Annotated in this window: 18 protein-coding genes; 9 read left to right on the top strand and 9 right to left on the bottom strand. The window is 69.6% G+C overall.

The genetic code is table 11. The features are described 5' to 3' along the window. Positions 1 to 34 precede the first annotated feature (34 nt). Positions 35 to 847, top strand: a complete 813-nt coding sequence (locus G5C66_RS09020; protein WP_165110623.1) for an IclR family transcriptional regulator — start codon at positions 35 to 37, stop codon at positions 845 to 847. 125 nt (positions 848 to 972) lie between these two features. Here the strand turns inward: G5C66_RS09020 and G5C66_RS09015 are convergent, their stop codons facing one another. Genes G5C66_RS09015 through G5C66_RS09005 form a run of 3 tightly spaced genes read right to left on the bottom strand, consistent with a single transcriptional unit; the run spans position 973 to position 3,843 of the window. Beyond that, the gene (locus tag G5C66_RS09015) at positions 973 to 1,875 is read right to left on the bottom strand and encodes a 4-(cytidine 5'-diphospho)-2-C-methyl-D-erythritol kinase (protein WP_165110622.1); all 903 of its coding nucleotides are present in this window, start codon (positions 1,873 to 1,875) and stop codon (positions 973 to 975) included. After that, the gene (gene rsmA / locus G5C66_RS09010; protein ID WP_165110621.1) at positions 1,872 to 2,741 is read right to left on the bottom strand and encodes a 16S rRNA (adenine(1518)-N(6)/adenine(1519)-N(6))-dimethyltransferase RsmA; all 870 of its coding nucleotides are present in this window, start codon (positions 2,739 to 2,741) and stop codon (positions 1,872 to 1,874) included. Before rsmA ends, G5C66_RS09015 begins: the two co-directional genes overlap by 4 nt. Before the next feature lie 34 nt (positions 2,742 to 2,775). Continuing rightward, positions 2,776 to 3,843, bottom strand: coding sequence for a transglycosylase family protein (locus tag G5C66_RS09005; protein WP_338144121.1), 1,068 nt, complete (start codon positions 3,841 to 3,843; stop codon positions 2,776 to 2,778). A 572-nt stretch (positions 3,844 to 4,415) separates the two neighbouring features. Between G5C66_RS09005 and G5C66_RS09000 the strand changes: the two genes are divergently transcribed. Further along, a complete protein-coding gene (locus tag G5C66_RS09000) occupies positions 4,416 to 6,770 on the top strand; it encodes an immune inhibitor A domain-containing protein (RefSeq protein ID WP_165110619.1) in 2,355 nt (784 codons plus the stop codon). 77 nt (positions 6,771 to 6,847) lie between these two features. On the opposite strand, the gene G5C66_RS08995 is transcribed toward G5C66_RS09000, so the two are convergent. Further along, a complete protein-coding gene (locus G5C66_RS08995) occupies positions 6,848 to 7,669 on the bottom strand; it encodes a TatD family hydrolase (protein WP_206443871.1) in 822 nt (273 codons plus the stop codon). A gap of 13 nt (positions 7,670 to 7,682) precedes the next feature. Then, the gene (gene rsmI / locus G5C66_RS08990; RefSeq protein WP_165110617.1) at positions 7,683 to 8,531 is read right to left on the bottom strand and encodes a 16S rRNA (cytidine(1402)-2'-O)-methyltransferase; all 849 of its coding nucleotides are present in this window, start codon (positions 8,529 to 8,531) and stop codon (positions 7,683 to 7,685) included. Positions 8,532 to 8,564: 33 nt separating this feature from the next. Here rsmI and G5C66_RS08985 point away from each other — a divergent pair, with 33 nt between their 5' ends. The 3 genes from G5C66_RS08985 to G5C66_RS08975 are packed head-to-tail and all read left to right on the top strand — an operon-like array spanning position 8,565 to position 11,910. Beyond that, positions 8,565 to 10,346, top strand: a complete 1,782-nt coding sequence (locus G5C66_RS08985) for a phospholipid carrier-dependent glycosyltransferase (RefSeq protein WP_165110616.1) — start codon at positions 8,565 to 8,567, stop codon at positions 10,344 to 10,346. Next, complete coding sequence (locus G5C66_RS08980) at positions 10,337 to 11,467, top strand: N-acetylglucosamine-6-phosphate deacetylase (RefSeq protein WP_165110615.1); 1,131 nt, start codon at positions 10,337 to 10,339, stop codon at positions 11,465 to 11,467. Before G5C66_RS08985 ends, G5C66_RS08980 begins: the two co-directional genes overlap by 10 nt. Positions 11,468 to 11,490: 23 nt before the next feature. Beyond that, positions 11,491 to 11,910: a DUF3054 domain-containing protein gene (locus G5C66_RS08975; RefSeq protein WP_165110614.1), complete on the top strand. Its 420-nt coding sequence runs from the start codon at positions 11,491 to 11,493 to the stop codon at positions 11,908 to 11,910. A 73-nt stretch (positions 11,911 to 11,983) separates the two neighbouring features. Here G5C66_RS08975 and G5C66_RS08970 read toward each other — a convergent pair whose 3' ends face one another. From G5C66_RS08970 to G5C66_RS08955, 4 genes are read right to left on the bottom strand one after another with little or no spacing between them, the layout of a single operon-like run. Beyond that, the gene (locus tag G5C66_RS08970) at positions 11,984 to 12,736 is read right to left on the bottom strand and encodes an ATP-binding cassette domain-containing protein (RefSeq protein ID WP_165110613.1); all 753 of its coding nucleotides are present in this window, start codon (positions 12,734 to 12,736) and stop codon (positions 11,984 to 11,986) included. Beyond that, the gene (gene cbiQ / locus G5C66_RS08965; protein ID WP_165110612.1) at positions 12,733 to 13,344 is read right to left on the bottom strand and encodes a cobalt ECF transporter T component CbiQ; all 612 of its coding nucleotides are present in this window, start codon (positions 13,342 to 13,344) and stop codon (positions 12,733 to 12,735) included. Before cbiQ ends, G5C66_RS08970 begins: the two co-directional genes overlap by 4 nt. A gap of 3 nt (positions 13,345 to 13,347) precedes the next feature. Continuing rightward, positions 13,348 to 13,683 carry a PDGLE domain-containing protein gene (locus tag G5C66_RS08960; RefSeq protein ID WP_165110611.1) on the bottom strand — a complete coding sequence of 112 codons (336 nt, stop codon included), beginning with the start codon at positions 13,681 to 13,683 and terminating at the stop codon, positions 13,348 to 13,350. Then, entirely contained in the window at positions 13,680 to 14,372 is a 693-nt protein-coding gene (locus G5C66_RS08955; RefSeq protein WP_165110731.1) for an energy-coupling factor ABC transporter permease, read from the bottom strand. The genes G5C66_RS08960 and G5C66_RS08955 overlap by 4 nt, the downstream gene beginning before the upstream one ends. 187 nt (positions 14,373 to 14,559) lie before the next feature. Between G5C66_RS08955 and G5C66_RS08950 the strand changes: the two genes are divergently transcribed. From G5C66_RS08950 to G5C66_RS08935, 4 genes are all read left to right on the top strand, one after another. After that, the gene (locus G5C66_RS08950) at positions 14,560 to 15,786 is read left to right on the top strand and encodes an acetyl-CoA C-acetyltransferase (RefSeq protein WP_165110610.1); all 1,227 of its coding nucleotides are present in this window, start codon (positions 14,560 to 14,562) and stop codon (positions 15,784 to 15,786) included. A gap of 62 nt (positions 15,787 to 15,848) precedes the next feature. Then, positions 15,849 to 16,646, top strand: a complete 798-nt coding sequence (locus G5C66_RS08945) for a CoA transferase subunit A (RefSeq protein WP_165110609.1) — start codon at positions 15,849 to 15,851, stop codon at positions 16,644 to 16,646. Between the two features lie 3 nt (positions 16,647 to 16,649). Next, entirely contained in the window at positions 16,650 to 17,300 is a 651-nt protein-coding gene (locus tag G5C66_RS08940) for a CoA transferase subunit B (RefSeq protein ID WP_165110608.1), read from the top strand. Positions 17,301 to 17,392: 92 nt separating this feature from the next. Next, entirely contained in the window at positions 17,393 to 19,228 is a 1,836-nt protein-coding gene (locus G5C66_RS08935) for a CocE/NonD family hydrolase (protein ID WP_165110607.1), read from the top strand. Positions 19,229 to 19,256 lie beyond the last annotated feature (28 nt).

Genomic DNA, 19,256 nt, shown 5'->3' with positions numbered 1-19,256 from the left:
TGGTGTGTCTTCGGCTCAGTAAAGGAGATCCCCCATGAGCGTCTCTGCTATCCCCACCCTGGCTAGTCAGCACGACCATGAAGGTGCCCCGAGGACGACCTCCTCGGCGACCCCGTCTGCGACGAAGGCCCTCCAGATCCTGGAGGCATTTCTCGGAGCCGGCCCGAAGCTCGGTGTCAGCGAGATCGCGCGCACCGCGGGCCTACCCAAGTCGACGGCGTTCCGCCTCCTGCGTCATCTCGAGCAGAGCGGATACGTCGAGCGCACCGGGCGTCACTACGTCCTCGGCCGCCGGCTCTTCGAGCTCGGCAACGCGGTGCAGATCTGTCGCCCGCAGGGCATTCGTGAGACCGCGATGCCGCATCTGGCCGAGCTCTACGTGGCCACCGGCAAGACCGTCCACCTCGCCATCCTCGAAGGCACCGACATCGTCATCCTGGAGAAGATCACCGGACGCGGCGGCATCCAGCCCGACACGTACGTCGGCGGGCGCGCGCCTGCGGCCTGCTCCGCCCTCGGCAAGGCGATCCTCTCCTTCAGCGACCGCAACCACATCGCGGCGGTGCTGGAGTCCGGCCTGGTGAGGCGCACCCGCCACTCGCACAGCGACCCGGCGAAGTTCCTCGCCGAGCTCCGCCGCGCCAACAGCGAGCGCATCGCCTTCGACCGCGAGGAGGCCCAGCTCGGCATCGTTTGCGCGGCGGTCCCGATCATGATCGAGGGCCGCGCGATCGCCGCGGTCTCCGTCTCCGGCAGCGCCGCAGGGTTCAACGCCGCGAGCATCACCCGCCACCTGCGCCGCGCCGCCGCAGCGATCTCCGACGAGGTCGTCACCAGCGCCGCGTAGACCCCTGCCGAGGCGTCACGTACGCAGGCCGAGACGTCGGCTACGTCGGTCGAGGCGTCACACGCTGACGTCTCGGCCGATCTAACCGACGTCTCGGCCGACGGGGCCGACCTCTCGGCAGGTGCTCAGTAGGTGACCACGTGGGCGCCGGCGACGGGGCCGGGCGCGGTCCAGACGCGGTCGTACGCCTTGGCCTGCATCGCCCCGGAGACCTCGCGGGCGTGGGCAGCGTCGCGGCAGAGCATCAGGATCGTGGGGCCCGAGCCGGAGAGCTGGACGGCGAGGGCGCCGGCCTCCTCGCCGTCGGCGAAGGTCTGGGCGAGGTCGGGGCGGAGCTCCAGAGCCGGGCCCTGCAGGTCGTTGGCGAGCGCGTCGGCGAGGAGCTCGGCGTCGCCCTTCTCCAGCGCCATGAGGAGGCTCTCGGGCACCTGCGGGTCGCCGACCTCGCTCCCGGTGTGCTCGTCGAAGGCGCGGTAGACCGCCGGCGTGGAGAGTCCCTGCTCGTTGCCGACCACGACCCACCACCAGGCGCCGTTGTCGGTCACCGGCTCGACGATCTCACCACGGCCGCCGCCGATGGCGGTGGCGCCGATCAGCGCGAACGGTACGTCCGAGCCCAGCTGCCCCGCGAGGGCCAACAGATCCTCGTCGGAGGTCTCCAGCGACCACAGCCGGTCGAGGGCGATCAACGTCGCGGCGGCGTCGGCGGAGCCGCCGGCGAGACCGCCGGCGACCGGGATGCCCTTGTGGATCTCGATCCTCGCCGCCCGGTCGAGACCGTGGTGGGCGGTGAGCGCCTCGCCGGCCCGCACGACGATGTTGTCGTCGCCGGTCGGGACCTCGCCCAGCGCGATGTGATCCTCCGCGGTGAGCGCGACCTGCCACTCGTCGGCCTCGCTCACGGTGACGTCGTCGTAGAGCCCGATCGCGTGGTAGACGGTCGCCAGCGGGTGGTAGCCGTCGTCGCGGACCGGCCCGACCCCGAGGTGAAGGTTGAACTTCGCGGCCGCACGGACGGTGATCGTCATGAGGGAACCTTCTGGAGCGATTCGGTGATGCGTACGAAGTCGTCGATGGTCAGCGACTCCCCGCGTGCGAGCGGGTCGATCCCGGCCGCGACGAGCGCCTTCTCGGCCGCGTCGGCGGAGCCGGCCAGCGGCTTGAGTACGCCGCGGAGCGCCTTGCGGCGCTGCGCGAAGGCGGCGTCGACGACCGCGAAGACGTCCTCGCGCGAGACCGCGGTCGTGGGCGGCTCGCGGTGGCTCCAGTAGACGAGGCCGGAGTCGACGTTGGGCGCCGGCCAGAAGACGTTGCGGCCGATCGCGCCGGCCCGGCGGACGTCGGCGTACCAGGCGGCCTTGACCGACGGGACGCCGTAGACCTTCGAGCCCGGCTTGGCCGCGAGCCGGTCGGCGACCTCGGCCTGCACCATCACCAGCCCGTGGCGCAGCGTTGGCAGCAGCGACATCAGGTGGAGCAGGACCGGGACCGAGACGTTGTAGGGCAGGTTGGCGACCAGGGCCGTGGGCGGCGGCCCTGGAACCGACGAGACCCTGAGGGCGTCGGCGCGGATCAGGCTGAACGCGTCGGCCTGGTCGGGGGCGTACTCCTGGATGGTCCGCGGCAGCCGCTCGGCCAGGACCTCGTCGATCTCGATCGCGGTCACCGTGGCGCCGGTCTCGAGGATGGCGAGGGTGAGCGACCCGAGGCCGGGACCGACCTCCACGACGACATCGGAGGCGCCGACGCCGGACTCGCGGACGATCCGGCGGACCGTGTTGGCGTCGATGACGAAGTTCTGCCCACGCTGCTTGGTGGGGCGCAGATCGAGCTCGGATGCGAGCGACCGCACCTCCGCCGGGCCCAACAGGCGCGGCGGGGTGCGGTCGGTCATGGGTACAGCCTATGGCCCGAAGGCCGAAACAGCCTTACTGCGGCAGGCCGAGCTGCTGCGAGCAGTGCGGCCAGGCGCCGTAGCCACCGTTGGCGTCGCGGACCTTGGTCGCGATCGCGATCTGGGTCTCACGGCTGGCCTCGTGCGGGTAGCCGGAGCCACCGTAGGCCTGCCAGGTCTGCAGGTTGAACTGCAGACCGCCGTAATAGCCGTTGCCCGTGTTGATCGCCCAGTTGCCGCCGGACTCGCACTGCGCGAGCTGGTCCCAGACGGTGCTGCCACCGGCGAAGTTGGCCGCCGGGGCCTCCTTCTCCTTGGTGCCGACCTTGACGATGCGCGGCTCGGCCTCCTTGATGACGTTCTGCTCGAGAACCTTCCGGGAGACGGCCTCGCCGTTCTTGTAGACGATGCGGTAGGTCACCGAGCGGACGCCGTCGGCGCCCTCCTGGACGACCTCGGTCTCGCCCTCGTACATCGACGAGTCCTCGCGCTCCTCGACCGGCGCCTCGATGGTCTCGCGCGCGACCTTCTGGTTCTTGGCCGAGAAGTCGGTGAAGACGATCTTCTGACCGGTCTTGAGGGCCTTGTCCGAGGCCGGGGAGACCTTGTCGCGACGCTCCAGGTCGACCCCGAGGTCCTTCAGGGCTTCACCGACGGTCAGCGCGGTCACGCTCACCTTCTTGGCCTTCTTCCCCGCCAGCTCGACCTTGACGGTCTTCGGGGTGACGACGTCGAGCGACATCCCGTCGCGGCCGATGTACGCACCGCGGCTGGTGGAGAGCTCGGCGCGGTCGTAGTCACGGCCGAGCTCGGCGAGAGCGCCACCGACGGTCGTGGCGGTCACCCAGTGGTCCTGGGACTTGCCATCGACCTCGAGGCTCAGCTGCCGGGCGTAGCGGACGCTGATGGCGCTGCCGTCCTCGACCTTGGTGTCGACCGACGGGGCGACGGCGTCGCGGTCGCCGATCTCGATGCCCTGGGTCTCGAGGACCTCACCGACGGTGTCGGCGTGGACGCTGATGTCCTTGGCCTTGCCGTCGACCGAGAGGACGACGTCGGTCTGGGAGGTCTTGACCCCGTATGCGGTGCCGCCTGCGGCCACAACTGCGGCGGCGAGTCCGCCGACCAGAAGGGCCTTACGGCGACGAGTAGATGCGATGTTGCGAACCCATGAGGTGGTGCTGCTGACGGGCACAATGCTCCGATGTTCGTGCTCCCCGGGCACGGGCGCACGGTGTTGCGAGATCTGAAGATCTACGCGCTGAGGCCCACCCCCAACACCGTCCGGATCTATCCCGACCCCGGCTATCTCGCCGGACAGCGGAACAAATCCGGTCGGTTAAATGCAAGTTCCGCGCACGTGCAGCAGGCAAATACAAGCATGCAATCTTGGCATCAAAGGAGCACCAGGCAGGGCTGTCAATACCTGTCACACCGAATGACACCTGTGCGATTCACCACGCCGAAATCGCAGGTCAAGCAGGTGGATCATGGTCGCTGTCGTAATCCCGCCACGAAATATCGTGCCCGCTGGCCAATAGGCGACAAATCCTTTACAGGTAACTGCGTTGCTTGGTGTTGTACTCCCCAGCCATCTGCGTCGTGATGGCCCGTCGTGCCGGTCGTTTCTCGGGAAGGCAGATGTGCGCGATGTCACCAGACCCCGGAGGAACGATGAACAAGCGCGTTTTCAGCGCCCTCGCCGCAGTTGCGGTCGCGGGAGTGACGCCGGTTGTCCTCTCCCCATCGGCGGCAACCGCCGCCGAGGAGACCAGGACCCCGGCTTCCGCCAGCGTGAAGCAGAAGATCGACAACAAGCCGGACGCGCTCCACACCAAGCGCACCGAGCTGAAGCAGGCCGCGGCCGAGGCCGTTGCCACGGGCGAGAAGACGACTGTCACCAAGAACGGCAGTGAAGTCGTCAAGATGGGCAAGGGCGACAACACCCGCTGGGTCGAGCACCAGCCGACCGAGAAGTCCCAGCTGCTCAGCTTCCTGGTGGAGTTCGGCGAGGGTGGCAACCCGGCGTTCCCCGACAACACCTCGGGCCCGCTCCACAACGAGATCGAGGCCCCGGAGGAGGGTGACAACTCCACCTACTGGGAGCCCGACTTCTCGCGGGATCACTACCAGGACATGTTCTTCAACGAGGACCCGAGCGCCGAGTCCTTCCACAACGTCTACAAGGAGATGTCGAGCGGCCGCTTCGACCTCCAGGGCGACACCAGCGACTGGGTGAAGCTCCCCCACGCCGCGTCCTACTACCAGAGCGAGACCGGCGACGAGACCGCCTCCTCGATGAAGAACTTCATCCAGGACAGCGCCAACGCCTGGTACGACGCCCAGAAGGCCGCCGGCAAGACCGACGCCGAGATCGTGTCCTACCTGAAGGACTACGACATCTGGGACCGCTACGACATCGACGGTGACGGCAACTTCAACGAGTCCGACGGTTACATCGACCACTTCCAGGCGATCCACTCCGGCGAGGGCGAGGAGGCCGGCGCCGACCCGTGGGCCATCTGGTCGCACCGCTGGGCCGCGAACGCCTCCGGCTCCGAGGGTCCGTCGAACTTCCCGAAGGTCGGCGGCGTGCAGATCGGCAACACCGACATCTGGATCCGTGACTACACCACGGAGCCCGAGAACGGCGGTCTGGGCGTCTTCGCGCACGAGTTCGGCCACGACCTCGGCCTGCCGGACTTCTACGACACCGCCGGCGGCGAGAACGGCACCGGCTTCTGGACCCTGATGAGCTCCGGCTCGTGGCTGGGTCACGGCGACGGCGCGATCGGCACCACCCCCAACCACATGGGTGCGCCGGAGAAGCTCTTCCTCGGCTGGCTCAACTACGACACCGTCGAGGCCGGCACCGCCAAGAAGCTCGCGCTCGGCCCGTCGTACCACGACACCGGCGCCAAGACGCCGCAGGCGCTGATCGTCAACCTGCCCGACGGCAAGAAGACGTACGACGCCGGCGACGGTTCCTCCGGGCGCTCGTTCCTCTACTCGGGCAAGGGCGACGACCTCTCGGCGACTGCGACCACCCCTGAGATCGCCATCCCTGCGGGCGGCACGCTGACTGCCAAGGTGAAGTACGACCTCGAGAAGGAATACGACTACACCTTCGTCGAGGCTTCGACCGACGGCGGCTCGACCTGGTCCACCCCGCTGAAGACGAACCTGTCCTCCACCTCCCCCGAGGCCAACAACGGCATCGACGGCACCTCGGACAGCTCCTGCACCACCAACTGCAAGACCAAGGACCCGGTCGAGTTCAAGGACCTGTCCGTCGACCTGTCGGCGTACGCCGGTCAGACCGTGAAGCTCCGCTTCCGCACCGCCACCGACGGTGGCGTGCACTACTACGGCTTCGCGATCGACGACCTGGCCGTCGGCTCGGCCTACACGACGGACTTCTCGTCCTTCGACGGCTGGACGGTCAACAAGTACTTCACCCTCGCCGACGGCACCTACACCCTGCCGTACAAGCACTTCTACATCGCCGAGAACCGGCAGTACAAGGGCTACGACAAGACGCTGGCCGAGGGTCCGTACAACTTCGGCTACGCGAACTCCGCGCCCGACAAGGTCGACCACTACCGCTACCAGGACGGCCTGCTGGTCTGGTACCAGAACGGTCTCTACTCAGACAACAACACCTCCGCCCACCCCGGTGGCGGCCAGGCGCTGATCGTCGACTCCACGGCGTCGATCCAGAAGTGGTCCAACGGCACCCTGACCCGTAACCGGATGCAGGGGTACGACTCGACCTTCGACGTCGACAAGAAGGACGCTCTCAACCTGGAGCAGGACTTCCTCGACCCGAAGACCGGTGCGTTCATCAGCCGCGAGACGCTCTCGGTTCCGGCCACCCGGTCGGTTGCCGCGTTCGTCGACTCGAGCGAGACCGCCTACTGGAACGCCGACAACCCGCGGCACTCCACCAAGACGGCTGGCTCCGGCGTGAAGATCGAGGTCCTCTCCTCCGACGAGAAGGCTGGCATCATGAAGATCAGGGTCTCCTGACCTGACTCAGCCACAACAGAAGGGCCCGAGGCGATCGCCTCGGGCCCTTCTTCCGTGTCAGCTCCGTTGTCAGGAGATCACCAGGTGCCGCCGAAGGCGGTCTCGGTGTTGGTGTTGACGGCGTTGCAGAGCGCCTCGAGGTCGTCGCCGCGTACGTCGGCCATCACCCGCATCGTCGCCGGGATCATGTAGCTGGAGTTGATCGCGCCGCGGTGGGGGTGGGGCGTCAGGAAGGGGGCGTCGGTCTCGACCAGGATGCGGTCCTGGGGCGTGATCGCGAGGGCGTCGCGGAGGTACTGCGCGTTCTTGAACGTCACCGTGCCGGCGAAGGAGAGGTAGGCGCCGCGGTCGAGGCACTGGCGCGCGAACTCGGCGTCGCCGGAGAAGCAGTGCATCACCCAGCGCTCCGGCGGGCCGACGCTGTCGATCACCTCGAGCACCGCCTGGTGGGCGTCGCGGTCGTGGATCATCAGCGTCTTGTCGAGGCGCTTGGCGATGTCGATGTGACGCCGGAAGGAGTAGGCCTGGGTCTCGCGGCCGTCCTCGTCGGTGCGGAAGAAGTCCATCCCGGTCTCCCCCACCACGCGCACCTTGTCGTGCGCACCGGCGAGCTTCTCGATCTCGTCGAGCGCCGCCTCCAGGTCGGGTTGTCGAGGAGCGTCGTTGGGGTGGAGCGCGACGCCGGCGACCATGTTGTCGTACGTCTCGGCCGCCTCCACCGCCCAGCGCGCGCCGGGCAGGTCGCAGCCGATCTGGACCACCCTGGTCACGCCCACCGCCGCCGCCTGAGCGAGCGCCTCCTCGACCGGGAGGCTCTCGTCTCCCCGGACGATGTCGAGGTGGGTGTGGTTGTCGACGACCGGTGCGGGCAGCGGCTCGGGTGCCGGGGCGAAGCTCATGCTCACCAGTCTTCTACACGCTCTTGTGCACGAGGTCGTAGACCTCGCGTTTCGGTACGCCGGCGAGCTTCGCGACCTCGGCGATCGCCTCCTTCTTGGTGCGGCCCTCGGCTTCCAGGTCGGCCACGGCTTCGCGGAGGCTGTCGGGATCGCTGCCGATCTCGGCGGAGGGGTCGGCGCCGGTGACGACGATGGTGACCTCGCCTCTCACCCCGTCGCGTGCCCAGTCGACGAGCTCGGCGAGGCCGCCTCGGCGTACTTCCTCGTGGGTCTTGGTGAGCTCGCGGCAGACGGCGGCGGCACGGGTGTCGCCGAAGGCCTCACGCATGGCCTCGAGAGCGGCCTCGGTGCGGTGAGGGGCCTCGAAGAAGACCATGGTGCGCTCCTCCTTCGCCAGCGACGCGAGGCGGCGGGAGCGCTCGCCGGCCTTGCGCGGCAGGAAGCCCTCGAAGCAGAACCGGTCGACGGGGAGGCCGCTGACGGCCAGCGCGGTCAGGACGGCCGAGGGTCCGGGCACCGCGGTGACGCGTACGTCCTTCTCGACCGCGGCAGCGACCAGCCGATAGCCGGGATCGGAGACCGACGGCATGCCGGCATCGGTGACCAGCAGGACGCGGTTGCCGTCGAGGAGGTCGGCGAGCAGGGCCGGCGTACGCGCACTCTCGTTGCCCTCGAAGTAGGACACGATGCGGCCCTTGAGCTCGACCCCGAGATCGCGTGTCAGGCGGGAGAGCCGGCGGGTGTCCTCGGCCGCGATCACGTCCGCCGTGGCGAGCTCGGAAGCCAGCCGGGGTGGGGCGTCTTCGACACGTCCGATCGGGGTTGCCGCGAGTACGAGCACGCCGTCGTCTGGAACTACCACCCCGATATTGTCGCAGGCCTATAAGGTGCCATCGTGACAACGACGGTGACCAGGGCCGATGAGCCCATGGAGGGGTTGGCGACCACCCCTTCGGGTCACCTCCTCCCCACCGCCTGGGAGCGTGCCCGGCGGCGCATCAGCGGCTCGCCGCGGGCCGGCTGGATGGCGACGATCGGGATCACCGCGCTGGCCTTCCTGCTGCGACTGTGGCACCTCGGCACCCCGAAGGTCTTCGCCTTCGACGAGACCTACTACGCCAAGGACGCCTGGGCGCTGCTGGAGTTCGGCTACGCGCGCAACTTCATCGAGGGCGCCGACGAGAACATCCTGGCCGGGCAGCTCGAGGGGCAGTTCGCCGACGGGCCGTCGATGATCGTCCACCCCGACGTGGGCAAGTGGCTCATCGCGATCGGCATCAAGCTCTTCGGGATGGACCCGTTCGGCTGGCGGATCGCGTCCGTCGTGGTCGGCTCGCTCCTGGTGCTGCTGACGATCCGGTTCGTACGCCGCATCTCCGGGTCCATGCTGCTCGGTCTCGTCGGCGGCATCCTGGTCACCTTCGACGGGCTCGCCTTCGTGCTCTCCCGGCTGGCCCTGCTCGACCTCTTCGTCGCCTTCTTCCTGCTGCTCGCGGTGCACCTGATGGTGATGGACCGCGACTGGTGCCGGCGCCGGTTCTCCGCGCTCGCACCCACCCAGCTGGCCGAGCCAGGCGCCTGGGGCCCGGTCCGGCGCATGCTGTTCCGGCCGTGGCTGCTCTGCTCGGGGATCGCCTGGGGCCTGGCGATCGGTTGTAAGTGGGAGGCGCTCTACCCGCTGGCCGCGTTCGGTCTCCTCTATGTCGCCTGGTCCGCCGGGATGCGGCGCTCCTTCGGCGTACGGCTCTCCTGGCTCCGCGCCTGCGTCGCCGACGGTCCGACGGCGTTCGTGCACCTGGTGGGCGTGGCGCTCGCGGTCTACGTGATGACCTGGATCCCGTGGATGACCCACGCCGACGTCTACGAGGAGGCGCTCTCGGCGACGCAGTACACCCGCTACTCCGGCGAGGGCCACTGCGAGAACAAGTCGTACGTCCCCGAGAACCTCAACGACAAGCGCTGGCCGACCGCGACCGAGCCGGACGCCTCCGGCCTGGGCGAGGCGACCCAGTCGCTGCGGTCGCTCTGGTACTACCACCGCGACGTCTACACCTTCCACACCCACTTCCTGGAGTGCGCCGAGCACACATACGGCTCGCACCCGATCGGCTGGCTCGTCCTGAACCGGCCGGTGGGTGTCGCCGCCGACACCGGGATCCTGTCGGGCTCGAAGTCGAGGGGCGAGATGTGCGAGGCTTCCCCGACCACAGATCCTGACGGCGACGGCCCGCAGGAGGCGGGGACCTGCCTGCGACAGGTGCTGCTGCTGGGCACCCCGGTGCTGTGGTGGGGCGCCTTCGTCGCGCTGATCGTCTCGGCCTTCATGTGGGTCGCCGCGCGCGACTGGCGGTTCGGGGTCGCCGTCGTCGGGGTGCTGTCGACGTGGCTGCCGTGGCTGCAGTACGCCGGGCGGCCGATCTTCTCCTTCTACATGATCATCGCGCTGCCGTTCCTGGTGCTCGGCCTGTGCCTGTGTCTGGGCAAGCTGCTCGACCGGCCACCTCCGCTGGCCGGGGGCAGCCCCGCCACCAGGCGCCGGGTCGGGGGTGCGGTCGCCGGCGGCATCTTCGTGGTGCTGGTGATCTGCAACTTCGCCTGGTTCTGGCCCATCTACACCGACGAGCTGCTGACCAGGCAGGAATGGCTGACGAGGATCTGGTTCAAGCGATGGATCTGACGCATGTGGTGCGTGGTCGGGTGCCCCGGCCGGGCGGGTTCGACGACGTCGTCGTGACGGTGTCCGCAGGCGTCGTCTCCGACGTGCGGGCCGCCGTGTCCGGTGACCCCGCGTCCTCGGGGATCCTGCTGCCGGGCCTGGTGGACATCCACAACCACGGCGGCGGTGGTGCGTCCTTCCATTCCACGTCGTCGGAGGAGATCGCCGTCGCCGCCGGCGTCCACCACACTGCTGGCACGACCACGCTGCTCGCCTCGACCGTCACCGACGCACCGTCACGGCTGCTGTCCGTGGTCTCGACCCTGGCCACCGCCGCGGAGGACGGGCTGATCGCCGGGATCCACATGGAGGGGCCGTTCCTGGAGCACTCCTGCCGCGGCGCGCACGATCCCGAGCTGCTGCGGGCGCCGGACGCGGGGCTCGCCCGCGAGCTCGTCGCCGCCGCGCGCGGGCAGCTGCGGGTGATGACGCTGGCCGCCGAGCTGCCAGGCGCCGACGAGGTCGCCTCGGTGCTCACCGAGGCCGGGGTCGTGGTGGCGCTCGGCCACACCGCGGCGTCGGCGGAGCGGGCTCGCGCGTTCCTCGCCGGGCCCGGCGGTCTGGTCACCCATCTGTTCAACGGGATGCCGCCTGCGCACCACCGCTCTCCTGGGCCTGTGCTCGGGTCCCTGGGAGCCGCGGGCGTGGGAGACGCCTGCGTGGAGCTGATCGCCGACGGCGTACACCTCGACGACGAGACGGTCCGGGCGGTCATGTCGATGGTGCCCGGGTCCGTCGTGCTTGTCACCGACGCGATGGCCGCGGCCGGGATGGCCGACGGCGACTACCAGCTCGGCCCGCTGTCCGTGGAGGTACGCTCCGGGGTCGCCCGCGTCGCCGACGGGACCGGCAACGGGTCGATCGCCGGTGGCACCTCACGCCTCATCGACCAGGTACGCCGCCACGCCGCCGCCGGGGTCGACCTGGCCATGCTCATGAAGGCCGCCAGCCTCAGGCCCGCCTCGGTGGTCGGGCTCGACGCGGGCCGCCTCGAGCCCGGCGCCCGCGCCGACCTGGTGATCACCGACGATGCCCTGCAGCCGACCCGGGTGATGCGTGGCGGGGCCTGGCTCTCGGCGTAGCCGGGGCTCGTATCCTGGGCGCCATGTCCTCCACGAAGCCTTCCGCCCCGCTCGTCGCCGGACTCGTGCCGAAGTGGGCGGTCGCGGCTTTCGCGGCCGACGTCTTCTTCGTGCTCCTCTTCGCCTACGCCGGGCGCCAGTCGCACGACTCCGGCCCGGCGCTCGTCGTGCTCCGCATCGCCTGGCCGTTCCTGGTCGGGCTCGTCGTGGCCTGGGCCGTGGTGGCGGGGCGCCGCTGGTCGGCGGTCCGCACCTGGCCGGCCGGCGTGGTCGTCTGGTTGGGGACGTACGTCATCGGGATGATGCTGCGCGGCCTCACCGGCGAGGGTCTCGCGCCGGCCTTCCTGGTCGTCTCGATCCTCTTCCTCGGCCTCACCCTGATCGGCTGGCGCGGCTACGTCAGCGCCAAGCTCCACTACCGCTCGAAGCGCCTCGCCGAATAGGTAGTTGTGGCGGCCGAGACCGTAGAAGTGGCGGACGAAACTGTCGTTTCGTCGCCCAGAACTGCGGTCTCGGCTAGAGGGTGGCGGCTGCGGCGACCGGGTCGAAGCCGAAGGGGAGCTCCAGGCGGTGGGCCCGCATCAGGTCGGCGTTGGACAACACATCGACCGTGCGGCCCTCGGCGGCCACGACGCCGCCGTCGAGGATGACGGAGCGCTCGCAGAGCTCGAGGGCGTACGGCAGGTCGTGGGTGACCATCAGGACCGTCACGTCCAGGCCGCGGAGGATGTCGGCGAGCTCGCGGCGGGAGGCGGGGTCGAGGTTGGAGGACGGCTCGTCGAGGACCAGGATCTCGGGATCCATCGCGAGCACGGTGGCGACCGCCACCCGGCGGCGCTGACCGAAGGAGAGATGGTGGGGCGGGCGGTCGGCGAACTCCTCCATCCCGACCTTCGCGAGCGCCTCGGTGACCTTCGCGTCCAAGGCCTCGCCGCGCAGGCCGAGGTTGGCGGGGCCGAAGGCGACGTCCTCGCGGACGGTGCCCATGAAGAGCTGGTCGTCCGGGTCCTGGAAGACGATGCCGACGCGGCGGCGGATCTCCTTGATGTTGGCCTTGGTGACCGGCAGTCCTGAGACCGCGACAGACCCGGCGCCGGCCAGGTGGATGCCGTTGAGGTGCAGGACCAGCGTGGTCTTACCGGCCCCGTTGGGCCCCAGCAGCGCGACCCGCTCACCGCGGTGGACGTGCAGGTCGACGCCGAAGAGCGCCTGATGGCCGTCGGGGTAGGCGAAGGCGAGGCCGCGTACGTCGAGGACTGGAGTCGTCACCGGGGCATTCTCCCTGTGTAGCCGCGCGAGACCATCGCCAGGTGCACCCGCTCGCCGCGCTCGAAGGAACGGATGAACAGGGCGCCGACCGAACGGGCGAGCACCGGCCAGTGCAGCGGGTTGCGGGCGACGAACCCTCGGGAGGCTCGCGCCACCGCCATCCGGCGCATCTCGTCGGTCACGACCTCGAGGTAGCGCACCATGAACGCCATGATCTGCACCAGCTGCTGAGGCAGCCGCAGCCGCTCCAGGCCGTGGACCAGCTCCTGGGGCGTCGTCGTCGCGGCCAGCATCAGACCGGCGATCACGCCGAGCGTGCCCTTGGCCAGCAGCCCCCACGCGGAGAGCAGGCCCGACTCGCTCAGGCTCAGCCCGAGCACCTCGATCCGCGGCCCGTGCGCGATGAACGGCATCAGCACGGCGAACACCACGAACGGCGTCTCCACCACCATCCGCTTCAGCACCCACCCCGGACGCACCCGGCCGACCGCGCCGACCGTCACCAGGACACCGAGAAAGAACGCGTACGCAGCGAACCACTCCCGCGGGGTCGCCACCACCACGAGCATGAAGCCGACCAGCGCCAGCACCTTCAGGTGTGCGGGCACGGCTCAGGCCTCGTCGGTCGAACTGCTGGAGCGGCGGCGTACGACCATCGCCAGGCCACCGGCGAGCAGGAGCACCACGACCGTGCCGATCACCCCGGCGAGACCGCCGGAGAGCCGCTCGTTGTCGACGCCCTTGGTGCCGTAGTCGGCCAGCGGGCCGTCGGCGGTGCCGTGCTCGGAGGCGCTGTCGAGGAAGCCGGTCCGGCCGGCGACGTACTCGAGGCCGTCGGGGTGAGCGGAGGCATAGTAGGAGACCACACCGGCCAGGAGGAGGGCGACGACGGCGATGACGACGGCGACCCATTTGAACGGCACGCGCTTCTTCTCGGTCTCACTCACGCCACCGACTCCTTCGGCTTGATGACCAGGTCGCGCTCGGTGATCACGCCGCGCGCGGCGTAGACGAGGTCGGGACGTACGGACAGGATCGCGCCGACCGCGAGGAAGGTGATCACGCCCTCGCCCAACCCGATGAGGGTGTGCCAGCCGAGCATCGCGGTGGCCAGCGTGGTCAGCGAGATGTCGGCGGTGCCACCGACCGCGTAGAGGGCCGTGAAGACCAGCGCTGCCGCGGGGACGGAGACGAAGGCGCCGATCGCCGCGGCGGGCGCGACCAGGCCGACCCGCTTGGGCAGCACCTTGAGCAGCACTCGGCTGACCACCCAGCCGACGACCACGGTGGTGACGGCCATGAGCAGGATGTTGGTGCCGAGGGCGGTGATGCCGCCGTCGGCGAAGAGCAGGGACTGCACGATCAGCACGACCGAGACGCACAGCACGCCGGTCCAGGGCCCCACCAGCACGGCGGCGAGGGCGCCGCCCATCAGATGACCGCTGGTGCCCGCACCCACCGGGAAGTTGAGCATCTGGGTCGCGAAGACGAACGCGGCGACGAGGCCGGCCAGCGGAGCGGTCTTGTCGTCGAGCTCGCGGCGCGCGCCGCGCAGCGCGACACCGACCGCGACGACAGCGACAGCGCCGGTGGCGATCGACGTCGGAGCGTCGAGGAAGCCGTCGGGGACGTGCATGGTCACCTCTGGGATCTGCGTGGGGTAGGTCGAAGTGGAGCCCGAGATCGAAACTGCTAACGCGAACTTATCGCAATAGCCTCGCTCGCGCACTGTCCGGTCGAGCGGGATATCCAGACTCCAGAGGTTTCAATCGACGTCAAATGAATACTTCTCAAGTCATGACTGCGCGCGTACCGTCGAAGGCATGAGCAGCTCCGCCAACGACATCGTCATCTGCGAGCCCCTCCGCACCCCGGTCGGCCGGTTCCTCGGCGCCCTGGCGCCACTGAGCGCGACCGACCTCGCCACGACCGTCATGCGCGAGCTGGTCGAGCGCACCGGCCTGCAGGAGGGCGACGTCGACGACGTCATCCTCGGCAACGGGTACGCGAACGGCGAGAACCCCGCGATCGGCCGCATCGCCGCCCTCGACGCCGGGCTCGGCACCGGCGTCCCCGGCCTCCAGATCGACCGCCGCTGCGGCTCGGGTCTCCAAGCGATCCTGTACGCCGCCGGCTCGGTCGCAACCGGCGCCGCGAACCTCGTCATCGCCGGTGGCGCGGAGTCGATGTCCAACGTCGAGCACTACGCGCTCGGGCTGCGTGGCGGGGTGAAGCAGGGCGGCATCGAGCTGCTCGACCGCCTCGACCGTGCCCGCGAGACCGCGGGCGGCAAGGACCACCCGATCCCCGGCGGCATGATCGAGACCGCCGAGAACCTCCGCCGTGAGTACAGCATCTCCCGCGAGGAGCAGGACGAGTTCGCGCTGCGCTCCAACCAGCGCGCCGTGGCCGCCCACGAGGCCGGCAAGTTCGCCGACGAGCTGGTCCCGGTGACCGTGCCCGGTGGCCGCCGCAAGCCCGACGTCGTCGTCGACCGTGACGAGCACCCGCGCGCCGACATCTCCTTGGAGAAGCTCGCCTCGCTGCGCCCGGTCCGGCTGAAGGTCGACGAGGAGTCGACGGTCACCGCAGGCAACGCGTCCGGCCAGAACGACGGCGCCGCGATGTGCGTCGTGACCACCCGCGCCGAGGCCGACAGGCGCGGCCTGACTCCCCTGCTGACGCTCAGGTCGTGGGCCGTCACCGGCTGCGAGCCCGAGCGGATGGGCATCGGCCCCGTCCTCTCCAGCAAGGCCGCGCTGTCCCGCGCTGGGCTCACCCTCGACGAGATCGACCTGATCGAGCTCAACGAGGCGTTCGCCGCCCAGGTCCTCGCTGTCCTCCGCGAGTGGAAGATCGACGCGACCGACGAGCGGCTCAACCCCAACGGCTCCGGCATCTCGCTGGGCCACCCGATCGGTGCCACCGGCGCCCGCATCCTCGCCACCGCCGCCCGCGAGGCGCAGCGCCGCGAGGCCCGGTACGTCCTGGAGACGATGTGCATCGGTGGCGGGCAGGGGCTCGCGGCGGTGTTCGAGTCGGTCCGCTGAGCGGCCGGCACGCTTCGTACGTGATCTTTTTCAAGTAGAGCATTCGAGAGAGCAGAGAAGACATGGGTCTGGACAAGGTGGTTGGGTCGGCCGCGGAGGCGGTCGCCGACATCCACAGCGGGGCCAGCCTGGCCGTGGGCGGCTTCGGGCTGGTGGGCATTCCGTGGTTCCTGATCGAGGCGCTGCGAGAGCAGGGAGCGGACGACCTGATGGTCGTCTCCAACAACTGCGGCGTCGACGGCGCCGGGCTCGGGCTGCTGCTCGACGACCACCGCATCTCCCGCGTGATCGCGAGCTACATCGGCGAGAACAAGGAGTTCGGCCGCCAGTACCTGGCCGGCGAGATCACCCTGGAGCTCACCCCGCAGGGCACGCTCGCCGAGCGGATGCGCGCCGGCGGCAGCGGGATCGGCGCGTTCTACACCCCGACGGGCGTCGGCACGATGGTCTCCGACGGCGGCCTCCCCTACCGCTACCACCCCGACGGCACGATCGCCGAGGCCTCCGAGCCGAAGGAGGTCCGGGAGTTCCAGGGCAAGCAGATGGTGCTCGAGGAGGGCATCGTCACCGACTTCGCGCTGGTGCGCGCGACCCGCGTCGACCGCGCCGGCAACGCGCAGTTCCACGCCGCCTCGCGCAACTTCAACGTACCCGCCGCGATGGCCGGCCGGGTGACCGTCGTCGAGGCCGAGGAGGTCGTCGAGGTCGGCGAGATCGACCCGGCCGACGTACACCTTCCGGGGATCTTCGTGAAGCGGATCGTCGCGCTGACGCCCGAGCAGGCGGCACGCAAGGACATCGAGAAGCGTACGACGCGCGGCGAGCGCCCCACCCAGACCACGTCGAGCAAGGAGGCCTGAGTCATGGCTTGGGACCGCAACCAGATGGCCGCGCGCGCCGCACAGGAACTGCAGGACGGCGACTACGTCAACCTCGGGATCGGTCTGCCGACCCTGATCCCCGACTACATCCCGGAGACCTCCACGGTCGTGCTGCACGCCGAGAACGGGATCCTCGGCGTCGGCCCGTTCCCCTACGAGGACGAGGTCGACCCCGACCTGATCAACGCCGGCAAGCAGACCGTGACCGTGCTCGCCGGGGCCTCCTACTTCGACTCCGCGACCTCCTTCGCGATGATCCGCGGCGGTCACATCGACGTCGCCGTCCTGGGCGCGATGCAGGTGTCGACCAACGGTGACATCGCCAACTGGATGGTGCCCGGCCAGATGGTCAAGGGCATGGGCGGCGCGATGGACCTCGTCTCCGGCGCCGGGCGCGTGATCGTGCTGATGGAGCACGTCACCAAGAAGGGCGCCCCCAAGCTGCTGGAGGCCTGCGACCTGCCGCTGACCGGGCGCGGGATCGTGAAGCGGGTCATCACCGACCTCGGGGTCCTCGATGTCACCGGCGAGGCGTTCGAGCTCGTGGAGCTCGCTCCCGGGGTGACGTACGACGAGGTCGTGGCGGCCACGGGCGCACCGGTGGTCGACAGGACCACGGCTCCGGCCGCTTAGTCTCACCATCCAAAACTGGAACAGGTTTCCGTAACTCGCGTTTGCATTCCGTCGTTCGAGGTGTGATACCCACCGCACCTCTGGAGTGAGTCGTGAAACTCGGCAGACTGGCGTTCCTCGTTCCGTTCCTGGCTCTCGTCGCGACCTTCCTGCCACCGGCGCTCTCCCCGCCGGCCGCCTCGGCGGCGCCTGCGGTCAGCACCCAGGCGCCCCAGGCGCGGGTCGGGACCTGGAAGCCGCGCCCGCCGACGTACGGCGTGGTCGTCGAGAAGGACGTCGAGATCACCATGTCCGACGGAGTCGTGCTCCGGGCCGACATCCACCGCCCGGCGAAGGCCGACGGCACCCCGGCGGCGGGTCGGTTCCCGGTGATCCTGACGCAGAACCCCTACAACAAGAACGTCTCCGGCGGCGCCACCGGTGGTGGCGGCGACTACTTCGTGCAGCGCGGCTATGTGTTCGTGCAGACCGACGTACGCGGCACCGGCTCCTCCGCCGGCCAGTGGGACGCCTTCGGCGACCGCGAGCAGAAGGACGGCCTCGAGGTCGCCAACTGGGCCACCTCGAAGAAGCGCCCGTGGAGCAACGGGGAGCTCGGCCTGTGGGGCCCGTCCTACATGGCGATCAACCAGTTCTTCACCGCAGCGCAGCACCCGCGCGGACTGAAGGCGATGTTCCCGATCGTGCCGGCCGGCGACGTCTACCGTGACGTCGTCGCCTCCGGCGGGCAGATCGACGCCGGGTTCATCCCGCTGTGGTTCGGGCTGGTCACCGGATCGGGGCTGGTGCCGCCGGCCGTCAACAAGGCCCGCCCGGAAGCAACCTTGACCACGCTGCTGCAGCACGTCGGCGGTGCGGTCGGGTTCCAGGTGCCGATGCTGGTGAGCGCCGCGCTGGGCAGCGACGCCGCCTATGACGGCCCCTTCTACCGGAAGCGCTCGCCGCTGAGCGTGGTCGACGAGATCGACGTGCCGACCTTCGTCACGGCCGGCCAGTACGACATCTTCCAGCGCGGCGCCCCGATGCTCTTCGACCGGATGCAGCGCAACGGCGTCGACACCAAGCTGCTCATCGGACCGTGGACCCACGCCGAGGGATCGATGGGCGGCGGCCTGGAGGGCAGCGGGATCAGCAGCCTGGACGAGATGGCGCTGCGGTGGTTCGACACCCACATCAAGGGCCTCCCCGACACCACGCTCGACCGGGACGTCGCGCCGGTGACCTACCACGAGATCGGGTCCGGGAAGTGGCGCACGATGAAGTCATGGCTCGGGAGCGAGGTCAAGGCCAAGACGTACGCCCTCGGGTCGGCGCTGAAGCCCGTCGGCGGCGACACCATCGCACCGCTGCCGGTGCAGGGGCTGTGCTCCCGGAGCACCTCGCAGTGGACCGCCGGTGCCCTCGCGATCCCCGGCTGCGAGACCGACAACCGGATCAACGACGCGCTCGGGGTCTCCTACGAGACCGCGCCGGCGACCTCCGACCTGGCGTTCTCCGGGCCGATCAACGCCGATCTGTCGGTGTCCACGACCGGCACCGACGGGCTGATCGCGGTCTCCGTCGAGGATGTCGCTCCCGACGGATCCGTCGACCGCATCACTGGCGGCTGGCAGACCCTGCGTCACCGCGCGGTCATCCCGTCGAGGTCTCGGACACTGAACGGCCAGGTCGTCCAGCCCTGGCATCCCTTCACCCGTTCGGCCGAGCAGGCGGTGACGCCGGGCCAGATCTACCGCGTCCCCGTCGAGGTCTTCCCGACCGGCGCGGTGATCAAGAAGGGGCACCGGCTCCGGGTCACGGTCCACTCCTACGACGTCCCTCACCTGCTGCCCAACGTCAAGCAGCTGGTCCGCGGCGTCGCCGGTGTGGTCACCGTCCACCACACGAAGACGCACCCCTCGACGCTGATCCTCCCGGCCCGGAGGTAGGGCCGAGAGGATCTCGATCTTCGCGTCG

Origin of the sequence: Nocardioides turkmenicus (assembly GCF_011045035.1) — a bacterium.
Lineage (GTDB): Bacteria > Actinomycetota > Actinomycetes > Propionibacteriales > Nocardioidaceae > Nocardioides > Nocardioides turkmenicus.
This window is presented reverse-complemented; position numbering and strand designations above follow the sequence as displayed.

What these genes read in the sequence shown, in the direction of transcription:
- G5C66_RS09020 (WP_165110623.1), top strand. Translation starts at nt 35, where the DNA reads ATGAGCGTCTCTGCTATCCCCACCCTGGCTAGTCAGCACGACCATGAA.
- G5C66_RS09015 (WP_165110622.1), bottom strand. Translation starts at nt 1,875, where the DNA reads ATGACGATCACCGTCCGTGCGGCCGCGAAGTTCAACCTTCACCTCGGG.
- rsmA (WP_165110621.1), bottom strand. Translation starts at nt 2,741, where the DNA reads ATGACCGACCGCACCCCGCCGCGCCTGTTGGGCCCGGCGGAGGTGCGG.
- G5C66_RS09000 (WP_165110619.1), top strand. Translation starts at nt 4,416, where the DNA reads ATGAACAAGCGCGTTTTCAGCGCCCTCGCCGCAGTTGCGGTCGCGGGA.
- G5C66_RS08995 (WP_206443871.1), bottom strand. Translation starts at nt 7,669, where the DNA reads ATGAGCTTCGCCCCGGCACCCGAGCCGCTGCCCGCACCGGTCGTCGAC.
- G5C66_RS08980 (WP_165110615.1), top strand. Translation starts at nt 10,337, where the DNA reads ATGGATCTGACGCATGTGGTGCGTGGTCGGGTGCCCCGGCCGGGCGGG.
- G5C66_RS08975 (WP_165110614.1), top strand. Translation starts at nt 11,491, where the DNA reads ATGTCCTCCACGAAGCCTTCCGCCCCGCTCGTCGCCGGACTCGTGCCG.
- G5C66_RS08955 (WP_165110731.1), bottom strand. Translation starts at nt 14,372, where the DNA reads ATGCACGTCCCCGACGGCTTCCTCGACGCTCCGACGTCGATCGCCACC.
- G5C66_RS08950 (WP_165110610.1), top strand. Translation starts at nt 14,560, where the DNA reads ATGAGCAGCTCCGCCAACGACATCGTCATCTGCGAGCCCCTCCGCACC.
- G5C66_RS08945 (WP_165110609.1), top strand. Translation starts at nt 15,849, where the DNA reads ATGGGTCTGGACAAGGTGGTTGGGTCGGCCGCGGAGGCGGTCGCCGAC.
- G5C66_RS08940 (WP_165110608.1), top strand. Translation starts at nt 16,650, where the DNA reads ATGGCTTGGGACCGCAACCAGATGGCCGCGCGCGCCGCACAGGAACTG.